Annotated in this window: 27 protein-coding genes; 13 read left to right on the top strand and 14 right to left on the bottom strand. The window is 57.9% G+C overall.

Going from position 1 to position 26995, the window contains the following annotated elements; genetic code table 11:
* Positions 1–181 precede the first annotated feature (181 nt).
* The 5 genes from DHN10_RS13220 (at position 182) to DHN10_RS13200 (ending at position 5996) form a co-directional block, all read left to right on the top strand.
* The gene (locus DHN10_RS13220) at positions 182–1186 is read left to right on the top strand and encodes an ABC transporter ATP-binding protein (RefSeq protein WP_108815820.1); all 1005 of its coding nucleotides are present in this window, start codon (positions 182–184) and stop codon (positions 1184–1186) included.
* Positions 1179–2237, top strand: coding sequence for an ABC transporter ATP-binding protein (locus tag DHN10_RS13215; RefSeq protein WP_108816066.1), 1059 nt, complete (start codon positions 1179–1181; stop codon positions 2235–2237). Before DHN10_RS13220 ends, DHN10_RS13215 begins: the two co-directional genes overlap by 8 nt.
* Complete coding sequence (locus tag DHN10_RS13210) at positions 2234–3955, top strand: peptide ABC transporter substrate-binding protein (protein WP_108815819.1); 1722 nt, start codon at positions 2234–2236, stop codon at positions 3953–3955. Before DHN10_RS13215 ends, DHN10_RS13210 begins: the two co-directional genes overlap by 4 nt.
* Before the next feature lie 78 nt (positions 3956–4033).
* Positions 4034–5041, top strand: a complete 1008-nt coding sequence (locus DHN10_RS13205; protein ID WP_108815818.1) for an ABC transporter permease — start codon at positions 4034–4036, stop codon at positions 5039–5041.
* Positions 5034–5996 (top strand): ABC transporter permease, encoded by a 963-nt coding sequence (locus DHN10_RS13200; protein ID WP_108815817.1) that lies wholly within the window; start codon positions 5034–5036, stop codon positions 5994–5996. The genes DHN10_RS13205 and DHN10_RS13200 overlap by 8 nt, the downstream gene beginning before the upstream one ends.
* A 74-nt stretch (positions 5997–6070) precedes the next feature.
* Here the strand turns inward: DHN10_RS13200 and DHN10_RS13195 are convergent, their stop codons facing one another.
* From DHN10_RS13195 to DHN10_RS13185, 3 genes are all read right to left on the bottom strand, one after another.
* A complete protein-coding gene (locus DHN10_RS13195; protein ID WP_108815816.1) occupies positions 6071–7588 on the bottom strand; it encodes an NAD(P)(+) transhydrogenase (Re/Si-specific) subunit beta in 1518 nt (505 codons plus the stop codon).
* A gap of 12 nt (positions 7589–7600) precedes the next feature.
* Entirely contained in the window at positions 7601–9181 is a 1581-nt protein-coding gene (locus DHN10_RS13190; protein ID WP_108816065.1) for a Re/Si-specific NAD(P)(+) transhydrogenase subunit alpha, read from the bottom strand.
* A gap of 103 nt (positions 9182–9284) precedes the next feature.
* Positions 9285–9734 (bottom strand): methyltransferase family protein, encoded by a 450-nt coding sequence (locus DHN10_RS13185; protein ID WP_108815815.1) that lies wholly within the window; start codon positions 9732–9734, stop codon positions 9285–9287.
* 80 nt (positions 9735–9814) lie between these two features.
* On the opposite strand from DHN10_RS13185, the gene DHN10_RS13180 reads away from it, so the two are divergent.
* The 3 genes from DHN10_RS13180 to kynU are packed head-to-tail and all read left to right on the top strand — an operon-like array spanning position 9815 to position 12129.
* Entirely contained in the window at positions 9815–10573 is a 759-nt protein-coding gene (locus tag DHN10_RS13180) for an SDR family NAD(P)-dependent oxidoreductase (RefSeq protein ID WP_108815814.1), read from the top strand.
* On the top strand, positions 10573–10926 hold the full coding sequence (locus tag DHN10_RS13175) for a DUF1304 domain-containing protein (protein WP_108815813.1): 354 nt from the start codon (positions 10573–10575) through the stop codon (positions 10924–10926). Before DHN10_RS13180 ends, DHN10_RS13175 begins: the two co-directional genes overlap by 1 nt.
* Positions 10927–10935: 9 nt before the next feature.
* On the top strand, positions 10936–12129 hold the full coding sequence (gene kynU, locus DHN10_RS13170; RefSeq protein WP_108815812.1) for a kynureninase: 1194 nt from the start codon (positions 10936–10938) through the stop codon (positions 12127–12129).
* On the opposite strand, the gene DHN10_RS13165 is transcribed toward kynU, so the two are convergent.
* Positions 12126–12992, bottom strand: coding sequence for a YihY/virulence factor BrkB family protein (locus DHN10_RS13165; protein WP_108815811.1), 867 nt, complete (start codon positions 12990–12992; stop codon positions 12126–12128). The genes kynU and DHN10_RS13165 overlap by 4 nt on opposite strands.
* 199 nt (positions 12993–13191) lie before the next feature.
* Here DHN10_RS13165 and DHN10_RS13160 point away from each other — a divergent pair, with 199 nt between their 5' ends.
* Positions 13192–13830: a nucleoside/nucleotide kinase family protein gene (locus tag DHN10_RS13160; protein WP_108815810.1), complete on the top strand. Its 639-nt coding sequence runs from the start codon at positions 13192–13194 to the stop codon at positions 13828–13830.
* Here DHN10_RS13160 and DHN10_RS13155 read toward each other — a convergent pair.
* The 4 genes from DHN10_RS13155 to DHN10_RS13140 form a co-directional block, all read right to left on the bottom strand.
* Positions 13823–15133, bottom strand: coding sequence for a TRAP transporter large permease (locus tag DHN10_RS13155; RefSeq protein WP_108815809.1), 1311 nt, complete (start codon positions 15131–15133; stop codon positions 13823–13825). The two genes, DHN10_RS13160 and DHN10_RS13155, sit on opposite strands and share 8 nt — an antisense overlap.
* Positions 15130–15669 carry a TRAP transporter small permease gene (locus tag DHN10_RS13150; protein WP_108815808.1) on the bottom strand — a complete coding sequence of 180 codons (540 nt, stop codon included), beginning with the start codon at positions 15667–15669 and terminating at the stop codon, positions 15130–15132. The genes DHN10_RS13155 and DHN10_RS13150 overlap by 4 nt, the downstream gene beginning before the upstream one ends.
* A gap of 6 nt (positions 15670–15675) precedes the next feature.
* A complete protein-coding gene (locus DHN10_RS13145) occupies positions 15676–16710 on the bottom strand; it encodes a TRAP transporter substrate-binding protein (protein WP_108815807.1) in 1035 nt (344 codons plus the stop codon).
* Between the two features lie 71 nt (positions 16711–16781).
* Entirely contained in the window at positions 16782–17468 is a 687-nt protein-coding gene (locus DHN10_RS13140) for a fumarylacetoacetate hydrolase family protein (RefSeq protein ID WP_108816064.1), read from the bottom strand.
* Between the two features lie 241 nt (positions 17469–17709).
* Between DHN10_RS13140 and DHN10_RS13135 the strand changes: the two genes are divergently transcribed.
* The 4 genes from DHN10_RS13135 to DHN10_RS13120 are packed head-to-tail and all read left to right on the top strand — an operon-like array spanning position 17710 to position 21467.
* Complete coding sequence (locus tag DHN10_RS13135; protein ID WP_234417128.1) at positions 17710–18216, top strand: paraquat-inducible protein A; 507 nt, start codon at positions 17710–17712, stop codon at positions 18214–18216.
* On the top strand, positions 18186–18818 hold the full coding sequence (locus tag DHN10_RS13130; protein ID WP_108815805.1) for a paraquat-inducible protein A: 633 nt from the start codon (positions 18186–18188) through the stop codon (positions 18816–18818). The genes DHN10_RS13135 and DHN10_RS13130 overlap by 31 nt, the downstream gene beginning before the upstream one ends.
* Positions 18815–20908: a PqiB family protein gene (locus tag DHN10_RS13125; protein ID WP_108815804.1), complete on the top strand. Its 2094-nt coding sequence runs from the start codon at positions 18815–18817 to the stop codon at positions 20906–20908. Before DHN10_RS13130 ends, DHN10_RS13125 begins: the two co-directional genes overlap by 4 nt.
* Position 20909: 1 nt before the next feature.
* On the top strand, positions 20910–21467 hold the full coding sequence (locus DHN10_RS13120; RefSeq protein ID WP_108815803.1) for a PqiC family protein: 558 nt from the start codon (positions 20910–20912) through the stop codon (positions 21465–21467).
* Here the strand turns inward: DHN10_RS13120 and DHN10_RS13115 are convergent.
* The 6 genes from DHN10_RS13115 to DHN10_RS13090 all read right to left on the bottom strand — a co-directional run bounded on the left by DHN10_RS13115 (position 21464) and on the right by DHN10_RS13090 (position 26986).
* The gene (locus tag DHN10_RS13115) at positions 21464–22606 is read right to left on the bottom strand and encodes a Gfo/Idh/MocA family protein (protein ID WP_108815802.1); all 1143 of its coding nucleotides are present in this window, start codon (positions 22604–22606) and stop codon (positions 21464–21466) included. The genes DHN10_RS13120 and DHN10_RS13115 overlap by 4 nt on opposite strands.
* 88 nt (positions 22607–22694) lie before the next feature.
* Entirely contained in the window at positions 22695–23486 is a 792-nt protein-coding gene (locus tag DHN10_RS13110) for a substrate-binding domain-containing protein (protein ID WP_108815801.1), read from the bottom strand.
* A 59-nt stretch (positions 23487–23545) separates the two neighbouring features.
* A complete protein-coding gene (locus DHN10_RS13105; RefSeq protein WP_108816063.1) occupies positions 23546–24397 on the bottom strand; it encodes a metal ABC transporter permease in 852 nt (283 codons plus the stop codon).
* 2 nt (positions 24398–24399) lie between these two features.
* A complete protein-coding gene (locus DHN10_RS13100; RefSeq protein ID WP_159086998.1) occupies positions 24400–25251 on the bottom strand; it encodes a metal ABC transporter permease in 852 nt (283 codons plus the stop codon).
* On the bottom strand, positions 25251–26117 hold the full coding sequence (locus DHN10_RS13095; RefSeq protein WP_108815799.1) for a manganese/iron ABC transporter ATP-binding protein: 867 nt from the start codon (positions 26115–26117) through the stop codon (positions 25251–25253). Before DHN10_RS13095 ends, DHN10_RS13100 begins: the two co-directional genes overlap by 1 nt.
* Positions 26114–26986, bottom strand: a complete 873-nt coding sequence (locus DHN10_RS13090; protein ID WP_108815798.1) for a metal ABC transporter substrate-binding protein — start codon at positions 26984–26986, stop codon at positions 26114–26116. Before DHN10_RS13090 ends, DHN10_RS13095 begins: the two co-directional genes overlap by 4 nt.
* Positions 26987–26995: the final 9 nt, after the last annotated feature.

The raw sequence follows: 26995 nt of genomic DNA, 5'->3' as shown, positions 1-26995 counted from the left end.
CTACGATCACAACCGTGCAATCGATAGGCATCCCTACCTTGGCCCGTCCTTTCTTCCGCCGCAAACAGGAATCGGGTTGCGGGATCGAAATTAGATGATACCGTCTGGCCTTAACGCAATCGGCCACACCAATGAGCCGGGCGAAAAAACAAGACGAATGAGCCACTTGGGAGGTTCCTATATGCCCGATGGGGCGCTGCCAGTCCTGGATGTCCGGGACCTCAAAACTGTGTTTCAAACGCGCGGTGGTGAAGTTCATGCTGTAAATGACGTGAGTTTCTCTCTGAAGCCGGGAGAGCTGCTTGGCGTGGTCGGCGAAAGTGGATCCGGCAAATCGGTAACCATGATGTCGCTGCTTGGGCTTTTGCCATCACCCCCTGCGGATGTGCGCGGAGGTACTGTTAACTTTGATGGGGACAACCTGCTTGATGTATCGCCCGAAAAGCTTCGCTCTGTGCGGGGCGGCAAGATCGGGTTTGTATTTCAGGATCCGATGACATCACTCAATCCTGTGTATCAGGTCGGGTTTCAGATCATGGAACCCCTGCGCAAACATATGGGGATGAACAAACGCGAGGCGGCCAACCGCGCACAGGAATTGCTGGAACTTGTCGGCATTCCCGATGCCAAGCGTCGCCTTGATGATTACCCCCACCAGTTTTCCGGTGGCATGCGCCAGCGTGTCATGATCGCCATTGCACTGGCCTGTGATCCGCAGGTTCTGATCGCGGATGAGCCGACAACCGCGCTCGACGTGACCATTCAAGCGCAAATTCTGGAACTAATGAAAGAGCTGCGCGACAAGCTGGGCATGGCGGTGATCTGGATCACCCATGATCTGGGCGTGATCGCAGGTATCGCGGATCGGGTGTTGGTGATGTATGGCGGGCAAGTTGTTGAACATGCGCCAGTGCAAGACCTGTTTGGTGACCCACAACACCCCTATACGCGCGCCCTGCTTAAGACGATTCCCAGCATTGCGGGGGAACGCGCGGCACGCCTGACCATTATCGAAGGCCAACCGCCGATAATGGCCGGCGCCCCCACCTCTTGCCCGTTCCGTGACCGCTGTGATGTGGCAATGGACCGTTGTGCGGTTCAGAACCCGCCGCGCTATGATCTGGGGGATGGCCATGACGCGGCTTGTTTCTATGACGCCCGCACCGGAGGGCCGCGCGATGCTTGATGAGGGCAAGAAACCACTGGTCTCGATCAAGGACCTTAAAATGCATTTCCCGATCTTTGCGGGGCTGCTGCGCCGCCGGGTGGGCGAGGTGAAGGCCGTTGATGGTGTCAGCTTTGACGTCATGGAAGGTGAGACGCTGGGTTTGGTTGGCGAATCGGGTTGCGGGAAATCCACCTGCGGCCGCGCTGTGCTGCGGCTCTATGATATTACCTCAGGCTCGATCGAGATTGACGACCGCGAAATCGGTGCGACGCCACAAACAGAATTGCGCGATATGCGCCCCACCATGCAGATGGTGTTTCAGGACCCGCAAGCGTCACTGAACCCCCGCATGACGGTTGAAGATATCATCAAAGAGCCATTGGACGAGCACACCAAGCTGTCGGACGCCGAAAAGCGCGACAAAGTGGGTGAGCTGATGGATGCGGTGGGCCTGAACCGCAAGTTCGCCAAACGCTACCCCCATGCGTTCTCGGGTGGTCAGCGACAGCGGATCGGGATTGCACGCGCGCTTGCACTGAACCCCAAGTTTATTGTTTGTGATGAGCCAATTGCGGCTTTGGATGTGTCTATTCAGGCCCAAGTCGTGAACTTGCTGGAAGATCTTCAGGAACAGTTTGGTCTGACGTATCTTTTCATCAGCCACGACCTGTCCATGGTGCGCCATATCGCAACGCGCGTGGCCGTCATGTACCTTGGCAAGATCGTGGAACTTGCCCCGCGCGAGGCGCTTTATGCCGAACCATTGCACCCCTACACCAAGGCGCTGCTGTCGGCGGTGCCCGAGCCGGACCCAAGCCTTGCCCGCACAACCGAGCGGATCATTCTGCAAGGCGACGTCCCCTCGCCCTCTAACCCGCCACAGGGCTGTAATTTCTGCACGCGGTGCCCCTCCGTTATGGACATCTGCAAGCGCGTGGAACCCGAATATCGTGAAGTCCAGCCGGGCCGGTTTACTGCCTGCCACCTGTACAACGATACAAACGACACTGCCGGGCAAACGGCAGGTCATGAGGCACAAGAGCTAACCAACAAGGAGAACTCAACATGAAACTCAAAACAGCCCTAATGGGCGCTGTTGCGACCGTTGCCGTAGCGCAGATGGCTTATGCCGATGCGCATGAAGGCGAACGGGGCCGCGATGGCGAAGTCAAAATCATCTATTGGCAAGCCCCGTCCATCCTGAACCCATTCTTGTCAGGCGGCACCAAAGACGTTGAATCTGCGTCCCTGATCATCGAGCCTCTGGCCCGTTATGACCCACAAGGCGCGCTGATCCCATGGTTGGTTGACGAAGTCCCAACAGTGTCAAATGGCGGCGTTTCTGAAGATCTGATGTCCATCACATGGAAAATCACCGAAGGCATCATGTGGTCCGATGGCACACCGTTCACGTCTGCTGATGTGAAATTCACCTATGAGTACTGCACCGACCCAGAGTCCGGCTGCGCGCAGGTGACCAAGTTCGAAGGCGTGTCTTCCGTCGATACACCTGATGATCTGACCGTTGTTGTCACCTTCGACAGCCCGACACCATTTCCCTACGGCCCGTTCGTTGGTGGTGAAAGCCCAATCATTCAGGCCGCACAATTCGCGAACTGCATGGGCGCCAAGGCGCCAGAGTGTACGGATGAAAACTTTGGCCCGATCGGCACCGGTCCTTTCGTTGTCACTGAATTCCGCACAAACGACGTGATCCAGTTGGTCGCCAATGAAAACTACCGTGAAGCAGGCAAACCTGCCTTTGCATCCGTGACCTTCAAAGGTGGCGGCGACGCAACGGCTGCTGGTCGTGCCGTCATGGAAACAGGCGAGTTTGACTATGCCTGGAACCTGCAATTGGCGCCCGATGTGATCGCTTCCATGCAAGAAGGTGGCCTTGGTTCACCTGTCGCTGGCTTTGGTCCATTGGTTGAGCGGATCATGCTTAACAACACGAACCCTGATCAGTCCTTGAGCGCGGAAGAGCGGTCAGTGATCCGTCCACACCCGTTCCTCAGCGATCCGGCGGTCTACAACGCGATGTCCCTGGCCATCGACCGTCCGCTGCTGGTTGAAGTTGGCTATGGCCAAGCCGGTAAAGTGACCTGTAACTGGGTGCCTGCACCTGCTGCGGTGAACTCTGACACGTTCACATGTGACGTGCAGGACATTGCTGCCGCGAACGCAATGCTGGATGAAGCTGGCTATCTGGACACAGATGGTGACGGCGTTCGCGAAGCAAACGGCGCGCCAATGGCGATCCTGTACCAGACGTCCACAAACGCTGTGCGTCAGGATTTCCAGGCTCTGATCAAAGAGTGGTGGTCTGAAATCGGCATCGACGCCGAGCTGCGCAACATCGACGCATCTGTGTTCTTTGGTGGTGACCCAGGTTCGCCTGACACTTTCCAAAAGTTCTATGCTGATGTGGAAATGTACGCCAACACGTTCAACGGCACCGATCCGCAGTCGTATCTGGCAAACGGGTTGTGCGACAAAGCACCGGCGCCAGACACACAGTGGCAGGGTGAAAACATCAGCCGTTTCTGCAGCGAAGAATATGACGCGCTGCATGCACAGTTGACCGCAACAGCGGACGCTGACGAACGTGCGTCGATCGCACGTCAGTTGAACGATCTGATCGTGTCCGAAGGCGGGATGATCCCACTGGTTCACCGTGGTCGTCTGTCGGCACATGCCAACAGTCTTGGCGGTGTTGACCTGAACGTCTGGGACAGCGAGCTGTGGAATGCAGCTGACTGGTACCGCACTGGCGACAACCGCTAATTTAGCGTGACAAAACCTGTAGGGCGGGATCACCCCGCCCTACACATTCACCAGAACCATTAACCAAGGCGTCCCTTTATGCTGAACTACACGATCCGTAGATTGGTCCTGTCGATCCCGACGCTTTTGTTCATTGCTTTGGTGATTTTTCTGCTGCTGGAACTGGCACCGGGTGATCCGATGGGATCCATGCCGCTGACCATTCCCGATGACGTCAAACAGCGGATGCGCGAGGCTCTGGGGCTGGGAGAGCCTTGGTACACACGCTTTTACCTTTGGCTTTATCAGTTCTTCATCGTCGAGCCGCAGTATTGGATTGACGGCGCATTCGGCACCAACTTTGCCAATGATGCCCAGCGCATCATCAGCTTTCAGTCCCGCAGCCCGGTGTTTGACACCATTGCTGAGCGTTTGCCCCAAACCCTGTGGGTGGTTGGCATGTCCTATGTTGTGGGCGTAGCCATTGCCCTGCCAATCGGCATCATCAGTGCTTATAAGCAATACTCTGTCTTTGACCAGGCGGGCACATTTGTCAGCATGATCGGGTTTTCCGTCCCACCATTCTTTTCGGGTGTGTTGGTCATCGTGATCTTCTCGGTACAGTTGGGCTGGTTGCCCTCGATCTATGACACCACCCATGAAGTCGTGGACTGGCAGACCTTCAAATACCAACTGCAACAGATGATCATGCCGGTGATGGTGCTAGCCCTGCAAACCACAGCACAGGTTAGCCGCTACATGCGCGCCTCCATGCTCGACAATCTGGGGCAGGATTATGTCCGCACCGCCCGTGCCAAGGGCATGACAGAAAGCGTCGTGGTTATGCGCCATGTGCTGCGTAACTCCATGATCCCCGTTGTGACGGTGATCGCCCTTGGTATCCCGTCCATTTTTGGCGGTGCCATTATTACAGAGCAGGTGTTCAAGGTGAACGGCCTGGGTCAGCTGCTGATCATCGCGTTGCAGGGCAATGACATCCCGATGGTCATGACAATCACTTTCCTGCTGGCCGTGCTGATCGTGATGATGAACCTGATCGCTGACATCCTTTACGGCGTGCTTGATCCGAGGATCCGCTATGACTGATATCTCAACCCAGGTGCAGCCGCCTGTCGAAACGCCAGAGAAAGTGCGCAACCAGTGGTGGGACGTGTGGGAGCAGTTCCGCAGCCACAAGGGTGCTATGGCGGGTCTGATCTTTCTGATCTTTATCACGCTGTTTTGCATGCTTGGTCCGGTCGTCTGGGACGTGGACCCCGGCAAGCTGGATATTCGCAACAAGGATGTGCGCCCGATCTACACCGCGATCTGGGATGGCGATGCCAAGACCAGCTGGGCGCGCCCCATGGGCACCGACCATCTGGGTCGTGATATCATGTCCAACATCATGCAGGGCGGGCGGATTTCGCTGGCTGTGGGCTGGACCGCGATGATACTTGCCATTCTTATCGGGACGCTTGTGGGCGTGCTGTCGGGGTATTTCCGCCGTTTGGATTGGGCGTTGATGCGCTTTACCGATCTGGTGCTGTCGCTGCCGCTGTTGCCTTTGCTATTGGTCATGATGCTGCTATTCCGCGATCCCCTGCGGGCTGCTTTTGGGCCAGAGAATGGCATCTTTATCCTCATCGTCTTTGGCATCGGGATCACATCATGGATGCAAACCGCACGGATCGTGCGTGGCGACGTTATGGCGCTGAAAGAACGCGAATTTGTCCTCGCCGCCCGCTCTATCGGAACGCCACCGCGGCGGATGATCACGCGGCATGTGCTGCCCAACGTGCTGTCGCCGATCATGGTATCGGCAACGCTGGGCCTTGCCACAGCAATCATCACCGAAAGCGCGTTGTCCTTTCTTGGCCTTGGCTTTCCGTCTGACTTTCCCACATGGGGCAAGATACTGTTTGACAGTGTCGACCGCATGACCGCCTTCCCCGAACGCGTCCTCTGGCCCGGTCTGGCGATTTCGCTGACTGTGCTGGCTGTGAACTATATCGGTGACGGGTTGCGCGATGCGCTGGATCCACGGATCAGAGGGCTCTGAAAATCAAAAAGCCCCGCTCAGCAGAGCGGGGCTTTTTTGTTGTAAGGTGGATCAAGATCCACCTTACTTTCCGATTAGTCGATCTTTGGCAGCAGCGTATCCAGTGATGCCTTCGCATCGCCATAGAACATCCGCGTGTTGTCCTTGAAGAACAGCGGGTTCTCGATACCCGAATAGCCCGTCCCCTGCCCGCGCTTGGACACAAACACTTGCTTGGCTTTCCAGCATTCCAGTACCGGCATGCCAGCAATCGGGCTGTTGGGATCATCCTGTGCGGCAGGGTTCACGATGTCGTTGGAGCCAATCACAATGGCGACGTCCGTATTAGGAAAGTCTTCGTTGATCTCATCCATCTCCATCACGATGTCATAAGGCACCTTAGCCTCGGCCAGCAGCACGTTCATGTGGCCGGGCAAACGCCCTGCAACCGGGTGGATCGCAAAGCGCACGTTCTTACCCTGCGCGCGCAGTTTGCGTACCAATTCAGATACCGCCTGCTGCGCCTGTGCCACGGCCATCCCGTATCCGGGAATGATGATAACGCTGTCGGCATCGTTCAACGCGCTGGCGACACCGTCCGCGTCAATCGCAACCTGCTCACCTTCAACTGCCATCTGCTCGCCCGCAGGGCCGCCAAAACCGCCCAGGATGACCGATACAAAGGACCGGTTCATCGCCTTACACATGATGTAAGACAAGATCGCACCAGAGGAACCCACAAGTGCGCCCACGACGATCAACAGATCATTGCCGAGGCTGAAACCAATCGCCGCAGCCGCCCAACCGGAATAGCTGTTCAGCATGGACACAACGACAGGCATATCCGCGCCGCCGATGCCCATGATCAGGTGATAGCCGATAAACAGGCCCGCCAGCGTCAGCACGACCAACGCCCAAGAGCCGCTACCGCCCATATACATGAACAGCAAAATGACCGAGAGCGCGGCAGCACTTGCATTCAACAGATGCCCGCCGGGCAGCTTGTTGGCACCTGTGTCCACCTTGAACGGCAGCTTGCTAGAGTTGCCCGCCAGCTTGGCATAGGCAATCACGGAGCCGGTGAACGTCACCGCACCAATCCAGATACCCAAAACCAGTTCGACCCGCAGGATGCCGATCTCAACACTGGATTTCTTGGCGATCAACTGACCAAAGGCGCTGAGGCCCTCATAAGCTTCTTTCGGCAAACCAATGACGGTGTAGCCGTCCGCTGCAACCGCACCAAGCACTTGGCCGCTGTCTGCATAGATACCGCCGATGTAGTTGATCATCAGATCAGCGTTAAAGCCCACAAAGACCGCCGCAAGGCCAACCATAGAGTGCATGATCGCCACAAGCTCTGGCATTTGTGTCATCTCAACCTTGGTGGCCAGTTGATAGCCGACCATACCGCCAAGTGCGATCAGGATGATCGACAGCAGCCCAAGCCCGGCACCGGGCCCAACCAGCGTGGCAAGCACTGCCAGCGCCATGCCTGCGATGCCGTACCAAACGGCCCGCTTTGCGCTTTCCTGGCCTGACAATCCGCCCAGAGACAGGATGAAAAGAATAGCTGCGACGACATAGGCCGCGATTGTGAATGCGTTTTCCATTGCCCTGCCCCTTTAAGACTTTTGGAACATGGCGAGCATGCGCCGTGTCACGAGGAAGCCGCCGAAGATGTTCACGGCCGCCATAAAGATACCAAGTGCCGCCAATATCGTGATCAACGTGCTGGTCGATCCGATCTGAATAAGCGCACCCAAGATAATGATCGAGGAAATCGCATTGGTCACAGCCATCAGCGGTGTGTGCAACGAGTGCGCTACGTTCCAGATCACCTGGAAGCCGATAAAGACCGACAGCACAAAGACGATGAAATGCTGCATAAAGCTGGCAGGCATGCCCGGGATCAACCCGATGCCAAGGATCAATGCGGCACCGGCAGCCAAAAGACCGACTTGCGTCTTGGTCTCGTTTTGGAAGGCGGCCACTTCTGCGGCGCGCTTTTCTTCTGCCGTTAGTTCCTTTGGCGCCTCTTTCTTTGGTGCCGCTGCAATCGCGGCCACCTTGGGCGGCGGCGGTGGGAAGGTAATCTCACCTGCATGCGTCGCGGTCGCCCCACGGATCACGTCGTCTTCCATATTGTGGTTTGGCGTGCCGTCTTTATCTGGCGTCAAATCCGTCATCATGTGACGGATGTTTGTCGCATAAAGGGTCGAGGATTGTGCGGCCATCCGGCTTGGGAAATCGGTGTAACCCACGATGGTCACGCCGTTGTCGGTGACAATCTTTTCGTCTTTGACGGTCAGCTTGCAGTTGCCGCCACGTTCGGCAGCAAGGTCAATGATGACCGAACCGGGTTTCATGCTTTCGACCATATCTTTGGTCCACAGCTCTGGCGCGTCGCGGCCAGGGATCAGCGCCGTTGTAATGACGATGTCCATTTCCGGTGCGATTTCGCGGAACTTGGCAAGCTGGGCCGCCGCAAATTCCGGAGAAGATACAGCCGCATAACCACCTGTCGCCGAGCCGTCCTGCTGTTCTTCCTCAAAATCGAGGAAAACAAATTCGGCACCCATGGATTCGACCTGCTCGGCCACTTCGGGGCGCACGTCAAAGGCGTATGTGATGGCACCCAGTGAGGTTGCGGTACCAATTGCGGCCAGGCCGGCCACACCGGCGCCAACCACAAGAACTTTGGCAGGTGGCACTTTACCAGCGGCCGTGACCTGCCCGGTAAAGAAGCGACCAAAGTTGTTACCGGCCTCAATAACGGCGCGATAACCAGCGATATTGGCCATGGAAGACAGGGCATCCATCTTCTGGGCACGCGAAATACGCGGCACCATGTCCATCGCGATGACGGTGGCGCCTTTCTTGTTGGCGGCCTCCATCAGTTTTTCATTCTGTGCAGGGTAGAAGAACGAAATCAGGGTCTGGCCTTCGCTCAACCGCTTGATTTCCGCATCTTCCGGAGGGCGCACCTTGACGACAATATCAGCCGCTTTATAAAGGGCGGCCGCGGTCTTGACGACCTCAACACCTGCATCCTTATAAGACTGGTCCGAAAACCCAGCCGATACCCCGGCTCCGGTCTCAATGACGCAGTCATACCCGAGCTTTTGCAGATCCTTGGCCGAGGCCGGTGTCATTGCAACCCGGTCTTCGCCTTCAAATATCTCATTTGGTGTGCCGATTTTCACGGACCATCCCCCATATCTGTGCTTGCAGTCAGGATGCATTATCGCGCGAAAGAATATTTCACAAGGGAGTGGCTTACTGAAACCCTATGTCATGCGCTAACAGTCACACCCAACGTCGCGTCCTTTGGCAATAGCGGGCAAAATCTGCGCGAAATTTGACGCGTAGTCGGTTTTCTTCGGGAATGATAAAGCGCTGTGTGATCGTGCCCATGAAAAGCGGCACAAGCAAGAGCGCCACTGGCACCTCCCAACGCAGGGCAAGTCCGGCCAGAACCAGCGCATCACCAAGGTAGATCGGGTTACGGCTGCGCGAGAAAATGCCCGTGGTGACAAGGTGATCTGCCTCCATATGCGGGACAATCGTTGTGCGCTGCTTGCGCATCTCAATGGCGGCCAGCAGCATCAGAACGACCCCGCCACCCACCAGCAACCCGCCGGTCAGTTGCATCACCGGCCCGCCAAAACGCAAGGTATCCGGCTGCAACACGGCAATCCACCATGTGAAGACAATAGCAAGTAGTAACCAGACAGGCGGGATATCGATCCATTTCATGCCTGACCTTGTGCCTTAGTCGCTTTGCCCTTGTCCATGTCCATGACACCGCTAGCATGCCTTCAACGAAAGGATTGATCATGGAACATGCAGGCAAACACGCGTTGGTCACCGGCGGCGGCACGGGCATCGGCGAAGCGATCGCCGTGGCGCTGGCAAAGGCCGGTGCTGAGGTCACGATCACCGGACGGCGCGCTGACAAACTCGCAGCGGTGGCCGCACAAAGCCCACGCCTTCACGCGCTGGTCATGGATGTGGATGATGAAACATCCCTGCGCGACGGCATCGCAGCAGCAGCCAAGGCGCGCGGTCCGATCCAGATCTGTGTGGCCAATGCAGGCATTGCCGAAGGTGGCCCGTTTGAGCAAACAACCCTCGCCCAGTGGCGTAAGATGATGACGACGAACCTTGACGGTGTGTTTTTGACGTTTCAGGCGGCGATGGCCACGCTGGCCCCTGCCACCCCTGCCCGCATGATTGTCATCAGTTCCATCGCGGGTGTGCGGGGCCTCAAGAATGCGATTCCCTATACTGTCACCAAACACGGCGTCATCGGATTGATCCGTGGGCTGTCCGAAGAATTCATGCGCCGCCCGATCACATTTAACGCGCTTTGCCCCGGCTATGTCGATACCGACATTGTTCGCAACCAACTGCCCGGCCTGATGAAACGCTTTGATGTGGATGAACAGGGCGCGATTGCCGCCATTGCCAAGGGCAATCGGCATCATCGATTGCTTGAGGTTGATGAAACAACCGCTGCGGCAATGTGGCTTTGCTCTGAGGGTGCGCGCAGCATCAACGGGCAAACCATCCAGATTTCAGGGGGGCAGGTCTGATGCTCGCAACCATTCTGATCGCGCTTGTCGCCCTGATCCACGCCTATTTTCTGGTGTTGGAGATGTTCCTTTGGGAAGGCCCGCGCGCGCGGCGCGTCTTTGGCCTGACACCCGAATTTGCCACTGAAACAAAGGTGCTGGCCGCTAATCAGGGGCTTTATAACGGGTTTCTGTCTGCGGGTCTTATCTTTGGCCTGATCTGGGGCGCTACGGGCATGCCGATGACGGCCTTTCTGCTGATCTGTGTCATTGTCGCCGGGATCTACGGCGCGGTGACAGCGACAAAGGCTGCCTTTGTTGCACAAAGCATCCCCGCAATTCTTGCGCTGATTGCACTTTTTACAGGTTTCTAAGGACGCACCATGACTGATTTCGTCGCCACCAAAGCCATGTTCCACCTGCCTGAGGGGATGATCTACCTTGACGGTAATTCGCTTGGACCCCTGCCCAAGGCCACTGCCGCACGGGTCGAGCAATCGATCACTGCCGAATGGGGTGAAAAGGTCATAACCGGTTGGAACCGTGCCGGGTGGATGGCGCAGCCGACTGCCCTTGGTGACCGGATCGGGCGGTTGATCGGGGCGGAACCGGGGCATGTGGTGCTGGGTGATACCCTGTCGATCAAGGTCTATCAGGCGCTGGCTGCTGCGATTGATCTGGTGCCCGACCGCCGTGTGATCCTGACCGACAATGGCAATTTCCCCTCTGACATCTATATGGCCGAAGGGCTGATCAAATCGCTTGGGCGCGGGTATGAATTGCGCGTCGTCGATCCCGAAGATGTAGAGAACCACATCAATGATGATCTGGCCGTTCTGATGCTGACACAGGTGGATTACCGCACTGGGCGTCTGCATGACATGCAGGCGTTGACCGCCATGGCGCAAGCGGCAGGTGCTGTCACGGTCTGGGATCTTGCACATACCGCCGGTGCGATGGCTGTTGATGTCAAAGGGTACAACGCTGATTTCGCGATTGGTTGCACCTATAAATACCTCAACGGTGGTCCCGGCGCACCGGCATTCATCTATGTCGCACCCCGGCATATCGACAGCTGCCAGCCTGCCCTGTCAGGCTGGTTGGGGCATGAGGCCCCGTTCGCCTTTGACCTCGATTATCGCCCCGGCACAGGGATTGAGCGTATGCGTGTTGGCACGCCGCCGGTTTTGCAGATGGCCGCACTTGATACATCGCTGGCGATTTGGGATCAGGTTGATATGGCGGCCCTGCGTAAAGCGTCCATCGCCCTGACAGAGCAGTTCATTGCTGGGATTGAGGCACAATGCCCGATGATGACCCTCGCCAGCCCGCGCGACCCCGCGCAGCGGGGTAGTCAGGTGTCGTTCCACTTTGAACATGGCTACGCCGCGATGCAGGCCTGCATCGCGCAGAACGTCATCGGCGATTTTCGGGCACCTGATATTATGCGATTTGGCTTTACGCCCTTGTTCATTGATGCCGCCGACGTAGATGCCGCCGTCGCTGTGATCAGCGATGTGATGCGCAACCGGCGCTGGGATGATCCGACATTCAAACAGGTCTCTCGCGTGACCTAGCCTTCGTCCAAGAAGGTTGTGTTTTCGCGCGGGGCGTCGCGGTCAAACCCATGGACCTCAACGTTCAGTGCCGCCCCCAGCAGGATAAGATAGGCGCTGACATAAAGCCATAGCAACAGGCCAATGACCGCCCCGATTGAGCCGTAAATCTCGTTATAGCTGGCGAAATTGGTCAGATAGAACGACAGCCCCGCAGAGGCCGCGACCCAGAGCACCACCACAACAACAGAACCCACTGTAATCCAGCGCCCACGACTGCCGTGGCGGGCGGGGCCAAAGCGGTAAAGCAGGCTCAACCCCATCATCAGCACGCCCAACGCGACCAGCCAGCGCACGCCCTCTAGCAACCACGCCGTTGAATTGGCCACCGGGATGAAGGCCAGCCCGATTGGCACCACAACCACAACCGTCAATGCAATGATCGCCAGCGTCACCAAGGCCACCGTTAGCATCAGGGCAACCATCATTTGCCAGATTCCGTTGCGCATCCGCTGCCCTGCAATTGCATTCAGCCCTCCGATCAGCGCCGCCACCCCGGCCCGGCATGACCACAGCGCCAGCGCAATCGACACACCCGTGGCCCAGCCCAAGGCCCCGGAAGGCGCCGCAACCAGACGAAACACCTGGCTGGCAATCAGGTTATATGCATCCGGCGGAATGATATCCTCCATCAGGGCCAATTGTTCAGCGATCACAACAGGATCGGCGATCAAACCAAAGATGGCAATCACAGCGGCGATCCCCGGAAAAATGCCAAACATGCCAAAAAAGGCCACACCCGCAGCGATCAACCCTAGGTGCTTTTGGCCTGTTGTGTTCCAGACAGCGACCAGTATTCGCCATATCCGCCAAATGGCCGCCATAGGGGTATGCACCGTGCTTTCATTCCAAATCTGACATCTTGTTAGGGCACCAAGGATCAAATTGCCACGTCTGTGCGCATTTCCGCACAGCCTGGCAGGCGAAACCGCCATGGGCGCAAAAACCTATCGCCTGTTCAGTTGACCTTTGGTAACGTAGGAAAAAAACAGGGCAAAGCCCGAATATGAGGCACGTGGCAGAGTGAATATACTGACTGAACATGTAAACACCGTGGCTGAACATCTGCTGGCGGTTGAACAGGATCGTTGTCTGGTTGCGATCACCGGCGCGCCGGGCTGTGGCAAATCCACCATCGCAAGCGAGCTTGCGCGGCGGCTGAATGCGCAAGGGCGCAAGTCCACTGTTGTGCCTATGGATGGGTTTCATCTTGATAATGCTATCCTTGAGGCCCGTGGCCTGCGCCCGCGCAAAGGCGCGCCTGAAACTTTTGATGCGCCGGGGTTTGTGCGCATGGTCGAAGCTCTCAAATCAGGGAAAGAAGTTTTCGCACCATCCTTTGACCGCACCCGCGATATTGCAATTGCCGGGTCTGTGGCCGTCCCCGCCTCTGCACGGTTTGTCATTGTCGAGGGCAACTACCTGATGTTTGATGAGGCCCCCTGGCGGGACCTTGCCCCCTTATGGGACGTTACCGTGCGCCTTGATGTGCCCATGCCCGAACTACGCGCCCGGCTGATCCAGCGCTGGCTGAGCCTGAATTACACCCGTGCGGTGGCCACCCAGCGGGCAGAAGGCAACGACATCCCCAATGCCCAACGTGTGATCGACAAGGCTCTGCCCTGTGATTTCACGCTGAACGGCGAACCGGGCCCTAGATAAAGACGAGGGTGATTGCCGGGAACGTCAACAGAATGAACACCCGCACCACGTCAGAGCCAACAAAAAACAGCACCGACCGGTAGGTCGCTGTCATCGGCGTCTCTTTATCCATGCTGTTGATAATAAACAGGTTCATACCCACCGGCGGTGTGATCAACCCGACTTCGACCACGATCAGAACCATGATCCCGAACCAGATCGCTAGCTCCTCAGTTGTCAGGCCAAAATCAAGGCCCGAGATGACCGGCCAGAAGATCGGCACCGTCAGCAGGATCATCGACAGGCTGTCCATCAGGCAACCCAAAAGCAGGTAGAAGACCAGAATAAGCACCATGATGGTCCAAGGGCTGAACCCCTGATCAGTGACCCAACCGGACAGTTCTTGCGGTACTTGCGTGAGCGCCAGAAACCCGTTGTAGAACCCCGCCCCCAGCACGATGAAAAAGATCATCCCTGTGCCTGTTGCCGTCTCAGTGATGCTTTCGCGCAGCACCGCCCAATTCAAAGAACGGGAAAAGAACGCAATCAGCCCAGTGCCCATCGCCCCCACCGCGGCACCTTCCGTCGGTGTGAACCAGCCGTTGTAGATACCGCCAACCACCAAACCAAAGACAACCAGCACCGGCCAGACAGCGCCCAACGCCTTGGCCCGTTCGCCGTAGGGCATGCGTTCTTTTGTGCCGGCCTGATCAGGGTAAAGCCGCACATAAATCGCAATGGTCAGCATATAGCCCAAAGCGGCCAGAATGCCGGGGATAAAAGCGGCGGCAAATAGCTTGGCGATGTTCTGCTCGGTCAGGATCGCGTAGATCACAAGGATCACCGAAGGCGGGATGAGGATGCCCAAGGTGCCGCCCGCCGCCAAAGTCGCCGTCGAAAAGCCGCCCGAATACCCGTATTTGCGCAACTCCGGCAAAGCGACCCGACTCATCGTGGCCGCAGTCGCCAGCGACGATCCGCAAATCGCACCAAACCCTGCGCAAGCCCCCACCGCCGCCATGGCCATACCGCCCTTGCGATGGCCTAACCATGCCTCTGCTGCGCGAAACAGGGCGCGCGACATGCCCGAATGGGTCGCGAATTGGCCCATCAGCAGGAACATCGGGATGATCGACAGATTGTAGTTTGAGAAGGTGGAATAGACCTCGGATTTGAGCCGCGCCATGAAAACGGTTGTGCCATCCGTGGCAAACCACAGCCCACCAATACCACACAGCAGCATTGCCAACCCGATGGGCGCGCGCAGGAAGATCAGCAGCAAGAGAAACGGGAACGATAGATAGCCCAGTGTAAGGTCACTCATGCGATACGCCGACCCATGACGCGCATGACCGCGCAGTAGATGCTCACTATGCTAGTGGCGATGGCAGCGGCGAAACTCGCGGCATAGGCCCACCAGATCGGGAATTGGATCAGATAGGTCGTCTCATTATAGCGGATTTTGTCCTGCATCCCGACAAACAGCCGCCACGTGATCAGGACAATGATTACAGCCATGACGATGCTCCAGAATGTGGCGAGCGCGTTGTTGACACGCGGCCCCAAGCCAGAGGTAAAAACATCAACGCGCGCATGGGCACTGCTGAGCTGGGTCAGTGGCAGAAACGCGAAGATGGCAAAGGCGATGCCTGCCTCTACCAGTTCAAAATCACCCAAGATTGGCCCGACACCAAGATCAAGCAACCACACGCCCACTGCACCAATCATGCCGGAATGGGCCGCATCGCCCAATTCACGCCCGGCCACGCTGACGCAGACCAAGATCACAAGCAGGCACAAAACCACGCCGCCCAAGAGCGCCATGATCTGTGCCAGCCGTGCGATCAGTGAATGCAGCACCGGGGTTTAGTTATCCGCGTTATGCTTTGCGATCAGCGCCTGCGCTTGCGCATAAAGGCCGGTGCCATCGATCCCGGCAGCGTCAGCCTCGGCAATCCAGTTGGCAATGGTTGGTGCGCTCGCTGCGCGCCATGCCGCCACCTGTTCGGGGTTGAGCGTGATGATGGTGTTGGCTTGCGCCTCTGCCAGCGCGCGGCCCGGTGCGTCGTACTCTTGCATCGTGCGGCCCGCGAAGGCTGAAAACTCTAGGCCAGAGTTGGCATCTATCACGGCCTGCAAATCTGCGGGCAGCGCGTTATAGGCGTCAGGGTTCATCGCCATGATAAAGGCGGTCGTATAAAGCGCCTCGCCGGGGAATTCGGTGTGGTTGCTAACAAGTTCCTGCACCTTCAGCGCTGGGACGACCTCCCATGGGATCACCGCACCGTCGATCACGCCTTTGGACAATGCCTCTGGCACCGCAGGCACAGGCATGCCGACGGCCGTAGCGCCAAGTTCAGTGAACAGTGTTGTTGTCGTGCGGGTGGGCGCGCGCAGTTTCAAGCCGCGCAGATCAGCCACGTCCGTGACGGGGCGGTTGGTGTGGATCACGCCAGGGCCGTGAACCCACAGGCCCAGCGGCTTGAACGCGGCAAAATCGGTGTCCATCATCCGCTCTTCTGCCATTTCCCAGAACGCGCGCGATGTGGCCTCGGCATCCGGCGACAGGAAGGGCAGTTCAAACACTTCCAACTGTGGGAAACGGCCGGGCGTGTACCCTGCGACCGTCCAGATAATGTCTGCCACGCCGTCAATCGCCTGATCGATCAGTTGTGGCGGCGTGCCACCCAGCTGCATCGACGGAAAGCGGTCAATCTTGATGCGGCCATCGCTGTCAGCCTCTACCTTGTCGGCCCAGACATCCAGAATATGGGCGGGCACATTGGCCTGCGCAGGTAGGAACTGGTGCAGGCGCAGCGTCACCTCCTGCGCGCTTGCCGTTGTGGCAAGCCCGGCGGCGGCCAAAAGGCCAAGGACAGTGCGGCGTGTGGTGGTCAACATGATGATCCTCCAATGGGATAGTTCGGTTAAATTCGATCGCCAGCGCGGCGATGTGTGTTGATCAGCTTAGATCAGATGATACGGGTGTTCACTGGGGCAAAATCGCCAATCCGTCCGCACAATACGTCACCCGTCACAACCTGACCAACGCCGGCAGGTGTGCCGGTCATGATCAGATCACCGGGCAAGAGCGTATAAAGCGATGACAGATCGGCGATAATCTCGGGGATGGACCAGACCATATCGGACAGCTGCGCCGATTGACGGGTCGCATCGTTGACGTCCAGCGTGATAGCCAGATCGCTGATATCGCCCAGCCCTTCGGCGGGGGTGAGAGTGCCAAGAATGGCCGCATTGTCAAAATCCTTGCCCGTATCCCACGGCCTGCGCTTGGCTTTGGCGGCGGCCTGCAAATCGCGACGGGTCATATCAAGGCCACAGCCGTACCCGAAAACAACCGACATGGCGTCAGCGATGGCGATGTCCTTGGCCTGCGCGCCCAGGGCCACAACAAGCTCCATCTCGTGATGCAAATCTGCGGTGCGGGGCGGATAGGGCATGTCGTTGCCCGACAACAGTACGGAATGGGCCGATTTGGTAAAGTAAAACGGGGCTTCCCGATCAACTTCATGCCCCATCTCGGCTGCGTGATCGGCGTAGTTGCGCCCGACACAAAAGATTCGGCCAACCGGAAAACCGGCCTGCCCTTTCACGGGGATAACCGGCGTTGGACGGGGTGGAAAAACGGTATCAGTCATCAGCTTCTCATTGCGTGCCGTTGTCGCGCGGCCAAACGTAGCATATCTAGCATGGACGCGATAACCTTGCGCCATGATCGGGGCAAGCCCCCGTTGTCAATCTGGAGTGTTCAAACACGTGTCCGCCGCTTTGCCACCATTGGACGATCTGGTTGCATGCCCGCAGTGCGATACGCTGCATCGCGCTGCAAGCATTCCGACGAATGCACGCGCGCATTGCAAACGCTGCGGCATTGTTTTGATGACCTCGCAACCGGCGGCCATGGCGCGGATCCTCAGCCTTGCGCTGACGGCATTCATCATGATGATTGCCGCCGTCAGCTTTCCCTTTCTGACGCTGGATGCAGGCGGGTTGCACAATGCGACCTCTGTTATCGACGCTGTGCTGGCGTTTAACGATGGCTATGCCCTCCCGCTGGCCGTGGCTGTGGCGTTTTTCATCGTTGTGATCCCACTGATCCGGCTTGGTGCGTTGATTTATGCGCTCGACCCGCTGGTGCGCGAACAAAAGCCGCGCAGTGGCGCGCACAAAGCATTTGGGCTGGCCGAACGCTTGCGACCATGGAGCATGGCCGAGATTTTCATCGTCGGTGTCACCGTGGCGCTGATCAAAGTGGCGGGTATGGCCGCCGTGACCATCGGCCCCGCGTTCTGGGCCTTTTCGGGGGTTGTGGTGATCACAGTTCTCAAAGATCAACTGATTTGCAGGTATTCAATTTGGGAAGCATTGGACAGGGCGGCGCGCTGACCACTGCGCGCGAGGCAGGATTAGTCGCCTGCCAGCGCTGCGGGCAGGTACATGCGATGCAGGACACGATCTGCAAGCGGTGCAGCGGTGCGCTGCAAAGCCGTGACACCGAAAGCCTGCAAAAGGTCTGGGCCTGGTTGCTGGCGGGAATGATCGCTTATTTGCCAGCCAACCTTTACCCAATGCTGCTAACATCCACCCTGACAGAGCGATCCGAAAGCACCATCATCGGCGGTGTTGTTGAATTGGTCGAATATGGCTCACTTGGGATTGCGGCGATTGTTTTCATCGCCTCTGTGATGATCCCCGTTGGGAAATTCATTGCCATTGCCTATCTGGCGATCAGCGTACAGCGGCGGTCAATGGCCAGCCAGCATGAACGCCACAAGGCCTATGAGGTGGTTGAATTCATTGGACGCTGGTCGATGATCGATGTCTTTGTCGTTGCAATCCTGTCGGCACTTGTGCAACTCGATACTATTGCCACGATCAATCCGGGTATTGCTGCTGTGAGTTTTGCGTTATCAGTGATCTTTACCATGCTTTCGGCACAAGCCTTTGACTCGCGTCTGATTTGGGACGCCGACAGGACGCAGCAATGAGTGATACCCCCCCCACCAACCCGGCAGAGCTTGATATCCGGCCCGTCAAACAGCGGATCTGGAAGCGGCTGTCGCTGGTCTGGCTGGTGCCGATTGCGGCGCTTTCGATTTCGCTTTGGGCGGCGTGGCAGAATTACAGTGATCGCGGCACGCTGATCACCATCAGCTTTGAAAATGCATCTGGTATTCAGGCCGGTGAAACGGTGATCAAATATCGCGACGTCACAGTGGGCGAAGTTGAAAGCGTCGAATTCGCCGAAGGCCTGACCGTTGTGCTGGTTCATGCCCGCGTTGACAAAACCGTCGCCCCTTATCTGGATGATGACGCCCAGTTCTGGGTGGTGCGCCCTGATGTATCCGTGCGCGGGATTACCGGCCTCGATACGGTACTGTCTGGCGTCTATATTACAGGAAATTGGGATACCGAAGCCGACGTAGCGCAGTTTGAGTTCACGGGGCTTGAACGGCCCAACCTGACAACGGCAAGCCAGCGAGGCACCGCCGTCATCTTGCGCACCTCGGACGGTGGCAGCATCACCGCCGGTGCGCCAGTGCTGCACAAAGGCATTCAGGTCGGCTATCTGGAAAAGCCAGAATTGTCCTTTGATGGCGATCAGGTTGTGGTTAACGCTTTCATCGAAAGCCCCTATGACCGCCGCATCACCACCAGCACGCGCTTTTGGGACACATCGGGGTTCAGTGTTTCATTCGGGGCCGGTGGTGTTTCGCTTGATGTCAGTTCACTTGCGTCGCTGATCGAAGGCGGGATTGCCTTTGACACTGTCGTTTCTGGTGGCGCGCCTATTCGGGACGGTCACCGGTTTGATATCTTCCCTGACAATGCTTCGGCTCGCGATAGCCTTTTTACCGATCCTAACGCCGAGGTTCTCGAAGTTGCGGCCTTGTTCGAGGAATCCGTGACCGGTCTGACCGCCGGGGCCGACGTGCGCTTTCAGGGTATTCGCATCGGCGAGGTCAGTGACATCAACGCGATTGTTGTCGGTGACGGCGACGACGCCCAAGTGCGCCTGCAAGCGGTACTGGCGATAGAGCCTTCGCGGATCGGTTTGGGTGGCGAAGCCACGGCTGATGATGCGCTCGCGTTGCTGTCCGAGTTCGTGGCCCGTGGTCTGCGCGCACGCATGGTGACAGGCAATATTCTGGCAGGCACGCTTTATGTTGAGCTGATCGAATTGGAAGAAGCCCTGCCCGCCATCGTGACGCTGACCTCTGGCCGGTATCCGGTGATCCCCACAACGGAATCGCAGATTTCTGATGTCGCGGCGACGGCCGAGGGGCTGCTTGCACGGATCAATGCGCTGCCGGTTGAGGACCTGATGGATGGGGCTATCGATATGATGGATAGCATCGAACGTCTTGCCAATGATGAGGCGACGCGCGGTGTGCCTGCCTCAATCGTGGCACTCGCCGATGAAACCCGTGCACTTGTGCAGTCGGATGATTTGCAGGCGATCCCGAATGATCTGCGCAACGTGATTGCCGACCTCAACGGATTAGTGACCGAGGCCGAGGAAACCGGATTGATTGCCGATTTTGATCTGGCCATTGAAACCGCCACCGCGGCTGCCAAGAACATCGAAGTGGCCACCCAGAACCTGCCCGCCATAACGGCAGAGATTGAAGCACTGACCGCCAAGGCCAACAGTCTTGAGTTTGAGGCCTTGGTCACATCAGCAACCGATACCCTTGCCGCCATCGACGGGTTTATCGGCACAGAAGAGGCCGTGGCCCTGCCCGGTTCGCTGAACGGGGCGCTGGAAGAAATGCGCGGTTTCCTTGCCGAAGTGCGCGAGGGCGGCGCGATTGAGAACGTCAATGATGCACTCGCCTCGGCCAATGAGGCCGCGCGCGCGATTGAGGATGCCGTCAGCACCCTGCCCGCCCTTTCTGCGCGTGCCAACCGTTTGGTAGCCCAGACCGAAGCCGTCATCGAAAGCTACAGCGAGCGGTCGCGCTTTGGTGCCGAAACGCTGCAAACCTTGCGTGATATCCAAGAGGCCGCCGATGCGGTTTCGGCCCTGTCGCGGCAAATTCAGCGAAATCCCAATTCCCTGCTAACAGGACGGTAGTATGCCCAAGACGTTTTTCTTTGTGATTTTCGCAGCCCTTGCCGCCTGTTCCCCGCCGCTTGACCGGCTGGCACTGTCACCCATGCCATCCGCCATCCAACTGCGCCCCTTGGTGGGCAGTGCTATGGTGCGCACCGTGTCCTTGCCCAGTTATGCAGCGGCTGAGGAAGTGGCGCGCGAATTGCCTTCGGGGCTGATCGCGGCCAACCCTGATGTCCTCTGGGCCGACGCGCCGGAACGGGCTGTCACCCTTGTGCTGACCCGTAACCTGTCGGACATTCTAAACGCTGATGTGGGGCCAGAGCCTTGGCCCTTTATCCGCCTGCCCGATGTCGCCATTGATGTGCGGGTTGAACGCATGCTGGCCGGTGCGGATGGATCATTCCACCTGACAGGTCAGTTCTTTGTGGGAGGTGACAGGATTGATTACCGCAACACCTCTGACCGGTTCGAGATCAGCATCCCGATGCCGGACCAAAGCCTGCAGAGCATTTCCAATGCGCAATCGGCGGCTTTGCTGAACCTCTCGGAACAAATCGCGCAGCGTCTGGGCCGCTAGCCCAGCTTGACCCAGGCCCCGTCACGCTGGGACGAACGCACGCAGGCTTCGACGAACTGCATGCCTTTCATGCCGTCCTGAATGGTCGGGTAAAGCAGATCATCTGGCACCGGCGCGCCCGCGCGGTGGGCCGCAATCGCATCCGCGGCCTCGCGGTAGATCGTGGCGAAACCTTCCAGATAACCTTCGGGGTGGCCTGCGGGAATGCGCGTCACCCGCGCGGCGGCATCCGTTGTGCCAGCCCCACCACGTGTCAGTAATTGCTTGGGTTGCCCAAAGGGCGTGAACCACAGCTGGTTGGGGTTTTCCTGCATCCATTCGATGCCCCCGTTTTCACCGTAGATACGCAAACGCAGCCCGTTCTCATTTCCCGGCGCAACTTGGCTACACCACAGCATCCCGCGTGCGCCTCCGGCAAAACGCATCATCACATGGGCGTTGTCGTCCAACTGGCGACCACTGACAAAAGACTGCAAATCAGCCGAGAGCATTTCCAACTCCAGCCCCGACACAAAGCTGGCCAGATTGAACGCATGGGTGCCAATGTCGCCCGTCGATCCACCCAACCCCGAGCGCGCAGGGTCGGTGCGCCAGGCCGCTTGTTTGACGTCTTCATGCTGGGTCAGCCAATCTTGGGCATATTCCACCTGCACCAAACGGATCTGGCCCAGATCACCGCGCGCTATCATCTCGCGGGCCTGCCGTATCAAAGGATAGCCAGTGTAATTGTGGGTCAGCACAAAGAGTGCATCGCTGGTCTCAGCCGCCTTCACCAGCTTTTTGGCATCCGCCATGGTTGATGTCAGTGGTTTGTCGCAGATCACATGGATGCCGCGCTTGAGGAACGCGCGCGCAGCGGCATAGTGAATATGGTTGGGGGTCACAATGGCAACGGCTTCTATCCCGTCTTTCAGACGCGCCTCGCGGATCGCCATCGCCTTGAAATCATCGTAGATGCGCGCGGGATCCAGACCAAGGGCCGCACCAGAGGCTTGGGCCTTGTCCGGCGTTGACGACAGCGCGCCCGCGACAAGACGAAACCGTCCGTCAATGCGCGCAGCGATGCGATGCACACCGCCAATAAATGCGTCGTTACCGCCGCCAACCATGCCCAACCGAATTGGTCTGTCATCGCTCATTGTTCAAATCCTCAGCTTCTTGCGGTTCATGACATCTGCACGCCTGTGTTGCCAGCATCGCATGCCCACACAGCAGACCGAGGCAGGGTCAAGGTTCGGCGTTGAAGGTAAACAGTATTTCGCCGTTGATCTGATAGCCATCAATTAACTGCGCCGCGCGCGCAGAGGTCAGCCAATCTTCAAGCGTGGCTGCCAATGCGACCTTTACATGGCCATGCCGCGCGGGGTTCACCGGGATATAGGCGTATTGGTTGAAAAGCACCGGATCGCCTTCAAAAACAAGCGCCAACCCCGCCTGATTGCCAAAGTTCAACCAGCTTGCCCTGTCCGCCAGAATATAAGCGTCCATCCCCGCAGCCGTCAGCAAAGCTGGCCCCATGCCTGCGCCCACCTCACGATACCATGCGCCGCCCGGCGCAATGCCTGCAGCGTCCCACAGTGAAAGCTCCTTGCGGTGTGTCCCGCTGTCGTCGCCGCGACTGACAAAAGGCACTTGGGCCTGTGCAACCGCCGCCAGCGCTGCTGCTGCGGTCTGTGCATCCGCGACAGCGGCGGGATCGCTTTCAGGGCCAACAACCACAAAGTCATTATACATGATCTCGCGCCGGTGCGTGCCATGCCCCGCTGCGACAAATGCGTCTTCTGCCGCACGGCTATGGACAAGGATCGCATCCACATCCCCCGCTTCGCCCAAGCGCAAGGCCTGCCCTGTGCCAACCACCAACAATTGCACGGTGATCCCGGTGTCTTCTTCAATCGCAGGCAATAGAACGTCCGACAGCCCGGAGTTCTGGAACGAGGTCGTTACGGCGACCTTCAGTGTCTCAGCGCTTGCAGCGGTGCCAAGGCAGATCAACAGACTGGCAAGAAAACGGATCATTCCACGATATCCCCTTGTAGATGCATTCGCCTTGTCTTGCGTATGGTTTCACGACGGCCCTAGCCGTTCAACGCGGAATCCGACGCATTTGCCGTCGATTTGCGCGTCACCATATTGGCGCGGACAAATGCGGCGATGAAAATTGCCGTCAGCACCAGAATGACGGTGGGTGCCGGGGCGCTGTCGATCACGAAACTGATGTAGACGCCCAGAAACCCCGACAGCAGTGTCACGCCAACGGCTATCGGCAGCATCACGGCAAAACGCTTGGTCAACAAAAAGGCGATGGCACCGGGGGCAATCAGCAGGCCAATGGCAAGGATGATGCCCACGGCAGACAGCGTCGCCACAATCGTCAGTGAAATCAACGACAGCAACCCATAGTGCAACCACCCCACGCGCAGCCCGACGGCCTGTGCCTGTACAGGATCAAACGCATGCAACATGAACTCGCGCTGTTTGGTCAGGATAACCACAGCCACAAGAACCGCGACGCCAGCTGCGGTCCACAGATCCTGCGCGCTGACCCCCAGCATGTTGCCAAAGAGGATATGATCAAGATGCACATCAGTGCTGATCTTGGTATAAAGCACCAGCCCAAACCCAAACATCCCCGAAAACACGATCCCCATGATCGTGTCCTGCTTTACCCGGCTGTTTTCAGCCAGAAAACCAGTGCTGAGTGCGCAGAACATACCCGCCGCAAAGGCGCCAGTGATCAACGGGATATTCAGGATATAGGCCAGTACGACGCCGGGTAGCACTGCATGGCTGATCGCGTCGCCCATCAACGACCAGCCCTTCAGCACCAGATAACAGGACAACAGGCTGGTCGGAACCGCGATGATGGCCATCATCAGAAAGGCTTTGTTCATGAACGCAAACTGGAAGGGGAAAAACAGCGTGTCCATCATCACGCCTCCAATGCACGGGCGGCCCGTCTGCGGGCGGCCAGATAGCCGTGTTTGGGCGCAAAGAAGAACGCCACAAGAAAGATCAGCGTTTGCAGGCTGACGATGATCCCGCCGGTCGCACCATCGGCAAAGAAGCTCAGGTAAGCGCCGACAAAACTGGTGGTGGCCCCGATGAAGACGCTAAGCGCCAGAAGACGCGGAAAACGGTCCGTCAACAGATAGGCCGTGGCCCCCGGTGTGACCACCATCGCAATCACCAAAAACGCGCCCACGGTTTGCAATGCCGCCACGCAAGAGGCTGATAGCAATGTGAAAAAAACGACCCGCAGCAAATCAGGCCGCAACCCGATAGAGCGCGCGTGGTTTTCATCAAAAAACACCACCATCAGGTCTTTCCATTTCGCCAGCAACACGGCGAGCGTCACAAAACCGATGATCGCCAGTTGCAACGTATCTGACGGGGTGATGGCCAGAATATTGCCCATGGTGATCGTCTGCACGCTGACCGAGGTGGGCGAGAGCGACACCATGAACAGGCCCAAGCCAAAGAACGAGGTAAAGATCAGCCCGATAATGGTGTCTTCTTTCAACCCCGAGCGTTGGTTGAGAAACAGCATCGTGCCTGCGGCCAATCCACCGGCGGCAAATGCGCCCAGCGCAAAAGGCAGCCCCAGCATATAGGCCCCGGCCACCCCCGGCACGATCGAATGGCTAAGCGCGTCCCCAATCAGTGACCACCCCTTGAGCATCAGATAGGCCGACAGAAACGCGCAGACCCCGCCCACCAATGCGCTGACCCACATGGCATTGAACATATAGGCATAACCGAAGGGTTCGAGCAGGGTTGCCATCACTCTGCATCTTCCTTGGCAGATTCTTTGCGGTCCTCATCGCCATAGACAATAAAGGGCCGCTCATCATCCGTAATGACCCGGATCTGGCGGTTGTCGTCGTCATCGTGCAGGTCCGCACCACCCAACACAAAGTGTCGCAGCACGCCACCAAAAGCGCGTTCAAGGTTGTCATGGGTGAAGGTGTCTTTGGTCAGCCCGTAGGCAAGCACAGTTTTCTTGACCAAAACGGTGCGGTCGCAAAACTCTGGCACAGAGCCAAGGTTGTGCGTCGATACAAGGATCACCCGCCCCTCATCGCGCAGATCGCGCAGCAGCGCGATAATGGCATCCTCGGTTTGCACATCAACGCCAGTGAACGGCTCATCCAGCAGGATCACCTGCCCCTCTTGGGCCAATGCGCGGGCCAGAAACACCCGCTTGCGCTGACCACCAGACAGCTCGCCTATCTGGCGATGGCGGTATTCGGTCATGTTCACACGGTTCAATGCCTGCGTCACCGCGTCGTGGTCTGTCTGCTTTGGCCTGCGAAAGAACCCCATGTGGCCGTAGCGGCCCATCATTACCACGTCTTCAACCAACACCGGGAAGGTCCAGTCGACCTCTTCGGATTGGGGCACATAGGCCACGATGTTTTGGCGCAATGCCTCTTTCACGGGCATGCCCAGCACCGATATTTCGCCGCGTGCGGCAGGCACAAAACCCATGATTGCTTTGAACAACGTCGATTTCCCGGCCCCGTTCACGCCCACCAACGCCGTGATGGTGCCGGTCGGTATCTCAAAGCTCGCATCATGCAGGGCGGTCAGCCCATTGCGATAGGTCACCGTCACATTCTGCGAGATGATACCGGGGGTTGGCGTCATTCAGTCAGTCCCGCTGCAATGGTTTCAGATGTGACACGCAGCAGATCAAGGTAGGTCGGCACGGGACCATCTGCCGTGGTCAGGCTGTCCACGTAGAGCACACCTGCATAGTCGGCATCCGTCTCGCGGGCTACCTGTTCTGCCGGGGCCTGACTGACGGTGCTTTCGCAGAAAACCGCCGGAATGCTGTTGTCGCGCACGGTGTCGATTACCCGCCGCACCTGCTGGGGTGTGCCCTGTTGGTCGGCATTGATTGGCCAGAGGTACAATTCCTGCATCTGGAAATCGCGGGCCAGATAACTGAAAGCACCTTCGCAGCTGACCAACCAACGCTGGTCCTCGGGCACTGCAAGGATGGCATCGCGCAGGGGTGCAATGGTGGCGGTGATTTCGGCCTTATAGGCTGCGGCGTTGGCGGCATAGATCGCTGCATTCTGTGGATCATGTGTGCTGAATGCATCGCGGATATTGTCGACGTAGATCAGCGCGCTCTCAAGGCTCATCCAGGCGTGGGGGTTTGGTTTGCCGTCATATTCACCTGACGAGATGCTCATCGGGGTGATCCCGTCGCTGAGCGTCGCACTGGGCACGTCAGAGAGGTTCTGAAAGAATTGTTCAAACCACAGCTCTAGGTTCAGCCCGTTCCACAAGATCAGGTCAGCGCCCTGCGCGCGAATGATATCGCGCGGTGTGGGCTGATAACCGTGGATTTCGGCCCCTGCTTTGGTGATGCTTTCCACGATGGCCGCATCGCCCGCCACGTTCTGCGCCATATCGGCAATCACGGTAAACGTCGTCACAGCCTTAAAGCGGTCGTCCTGTGCTGTGGCGGCGGTCGAAATAATGACGGCGCTCAATGTTCCAATCATCCGTTTCGT

The sequence above is a fragment of the Loktanella sp. Alg231-35 genome (assembly GCF_900143545.1).
Taxonomy (GTDB): Bacteria; Pseudomonadota; Alphaproteobacteria; order Rhodobacterales; family Rhodobacteraceae; genus Yoonia.
Note: the sequence above shows the minus strand (reverse complement) of the source record. Positions and strands in the feature narration are given on the sequence as shown.

Coding starts and splice junctions, on each gene's coding strand:
- DHN10_RS13220 (WP_108815820.1), top strand. CDS start 182: ATGCCCGATGGGGCGCTGCCAGTCCTGGATGTCCGGGACCTCAAAACT.
- DHN10_RS13215 (WP_108816066.1), top strand. CDS start 1,179: ATGCTTGATGAGGGCAAGAAACCACTGGTCTCGATCAAGGACCTTAAA.
- DHN10_RS13210 (WP_108815819.1), top strand. CDS start 2,234: ATGAAACTCAAAACAGCCCTAATGGGCGCTGTTGCGACCGTTGCCGTA.
- DHN10_RS13205 (WP_108815818.1), top strand. CDS start 4,034: ATGCTGAACTACACGATCCGTAGATTGGTCCTGTCGATCCCGACGCTT.
- DHN10_RS13200 (WP_108815817.1), top strand. CDS start 5,034: ATGACTGATATCTCAACCCAGGTGCAGCCGCCTGTCGAAACGCCAGAG.
- DHN10_RS13195 (WP_108815816.1), bottom strand. CDS start 7,588: ATGGAAAACGCATTCACAATCGCGGCCTATGTCGTCGCAGCTATTCTT.
- DHN10_RS13185 (WP_108815815.1), bottom strand. CDS start 9,734: ATGAAATGGATCGATATCCCGCCTGTCTGGTTACTACTTGCTATTGTC.
- DHN10_RS13180 (WP_108815814.1), top strand. CDS start 9,815: ATGGAACATGCAGGCAAACACGCGTTGGTCACCGGCGGCGGCACGGGC.
- DHN10_RS13175 (WP_108815813.1), top strand. CDS start 10,573: ATGCTCGCAACCATTCTGATCGCGCTTGTCGCCCTGATCCACGCCTAT.
- kynU (WP_108815812.1), top strand. CDS start 10,936: ATGACTGATTTCGTCGCCACCAAAGCCATGTTCCACCTGCCTGAGGGG.
- DHN10_RS13165 (WP_108815811.1), bottom strand. CDS start 12,992: ATGGCGGCCATTTGGCGGATATGGCGAATACTGGTCGCTGTCTGGAAC.
- DHN10_RS13155 (WP_108815809.1), bottom strand. CDS start 15,133: ATGAGTGACCTTACACTGGGCTATCTATCGTTCCCGTTTCTCTTGCTG.
- DHN10_RS13145 (WP_108815807.1), bottom strand. CDS start 16,710: ATGTTGACCACCACACGCCGCACTGTCCTTGGCCTTTTGGCCGCCGCC.
- DHN10_RS13140 (WP_108816064.1), bottom strand. CDS start 17,468: ATGACTGATACCGTTTTTCCACCCCGTCCAACGCCGGTTATCCCCGTG.
- DHN10_RS13135 (WP_234417128.1), top strand. CDS start 17,710: ATGACCTCGCAACCGGCGGCCATGGCGCGGATCCTCAGCCTTGCGCTG.
- DHN10_RS13125 (WP_108815804.1), top strand. CDS start 18,815: ATGAGTGATACCCCCCCCACCAACCCGGCAGAGCTTGATATCCGGCCC.
- DHN10_RS13120 (WP_108815803.1), top strand. CDS start 20,910: ATGCCCAAGACGTTTTTCTTTGTGATTTTCGCAGCCCTTGCCGCCTGT.
- DHN10_RS13115 (WP_108815802.1), bottom strand. CDS start 22,606: ATGAGCGATGACAGACCAATTCGGTTGGGCATGGTTGGCGGCGGTAAC.
- DHN10_RS13110 (WP_108815801.1), bottom strand. CDS start 23,486: ATGATCCGTTTTCTTGCCAGTCTGTTGATCTGCCTTGGCACCGCTGCA.
- DHN10_RS13105 (WP_108816063.1), bottom strand. CDS start 24,397: ATGGACACGCTGTTTTTCCCCTTCCAGTTTGCGTTCATGAACAAAGCC.
- DHN10_RS13100 (WP_159086998.1), bottom strand. CDS start 25,251: ATGGCAACCCTGCTCGAACCCTTCGGTTATGCCTATATGTTCAATGCC.
- DHN10_RS13095 (WP_108815799.1), bottom strand. CDS start 26,117: ATGACGCCAACCCCCGGTATCATCTCGCAGAATGTGACGGTGACCTAT.
- DHN10_RS13090 (WP_108815798.1), bottom strand. CDS start 26,986: ATGATTGGAACATTGAGCGCCGTCATTATTTCGACCGCCGCCACAGCA.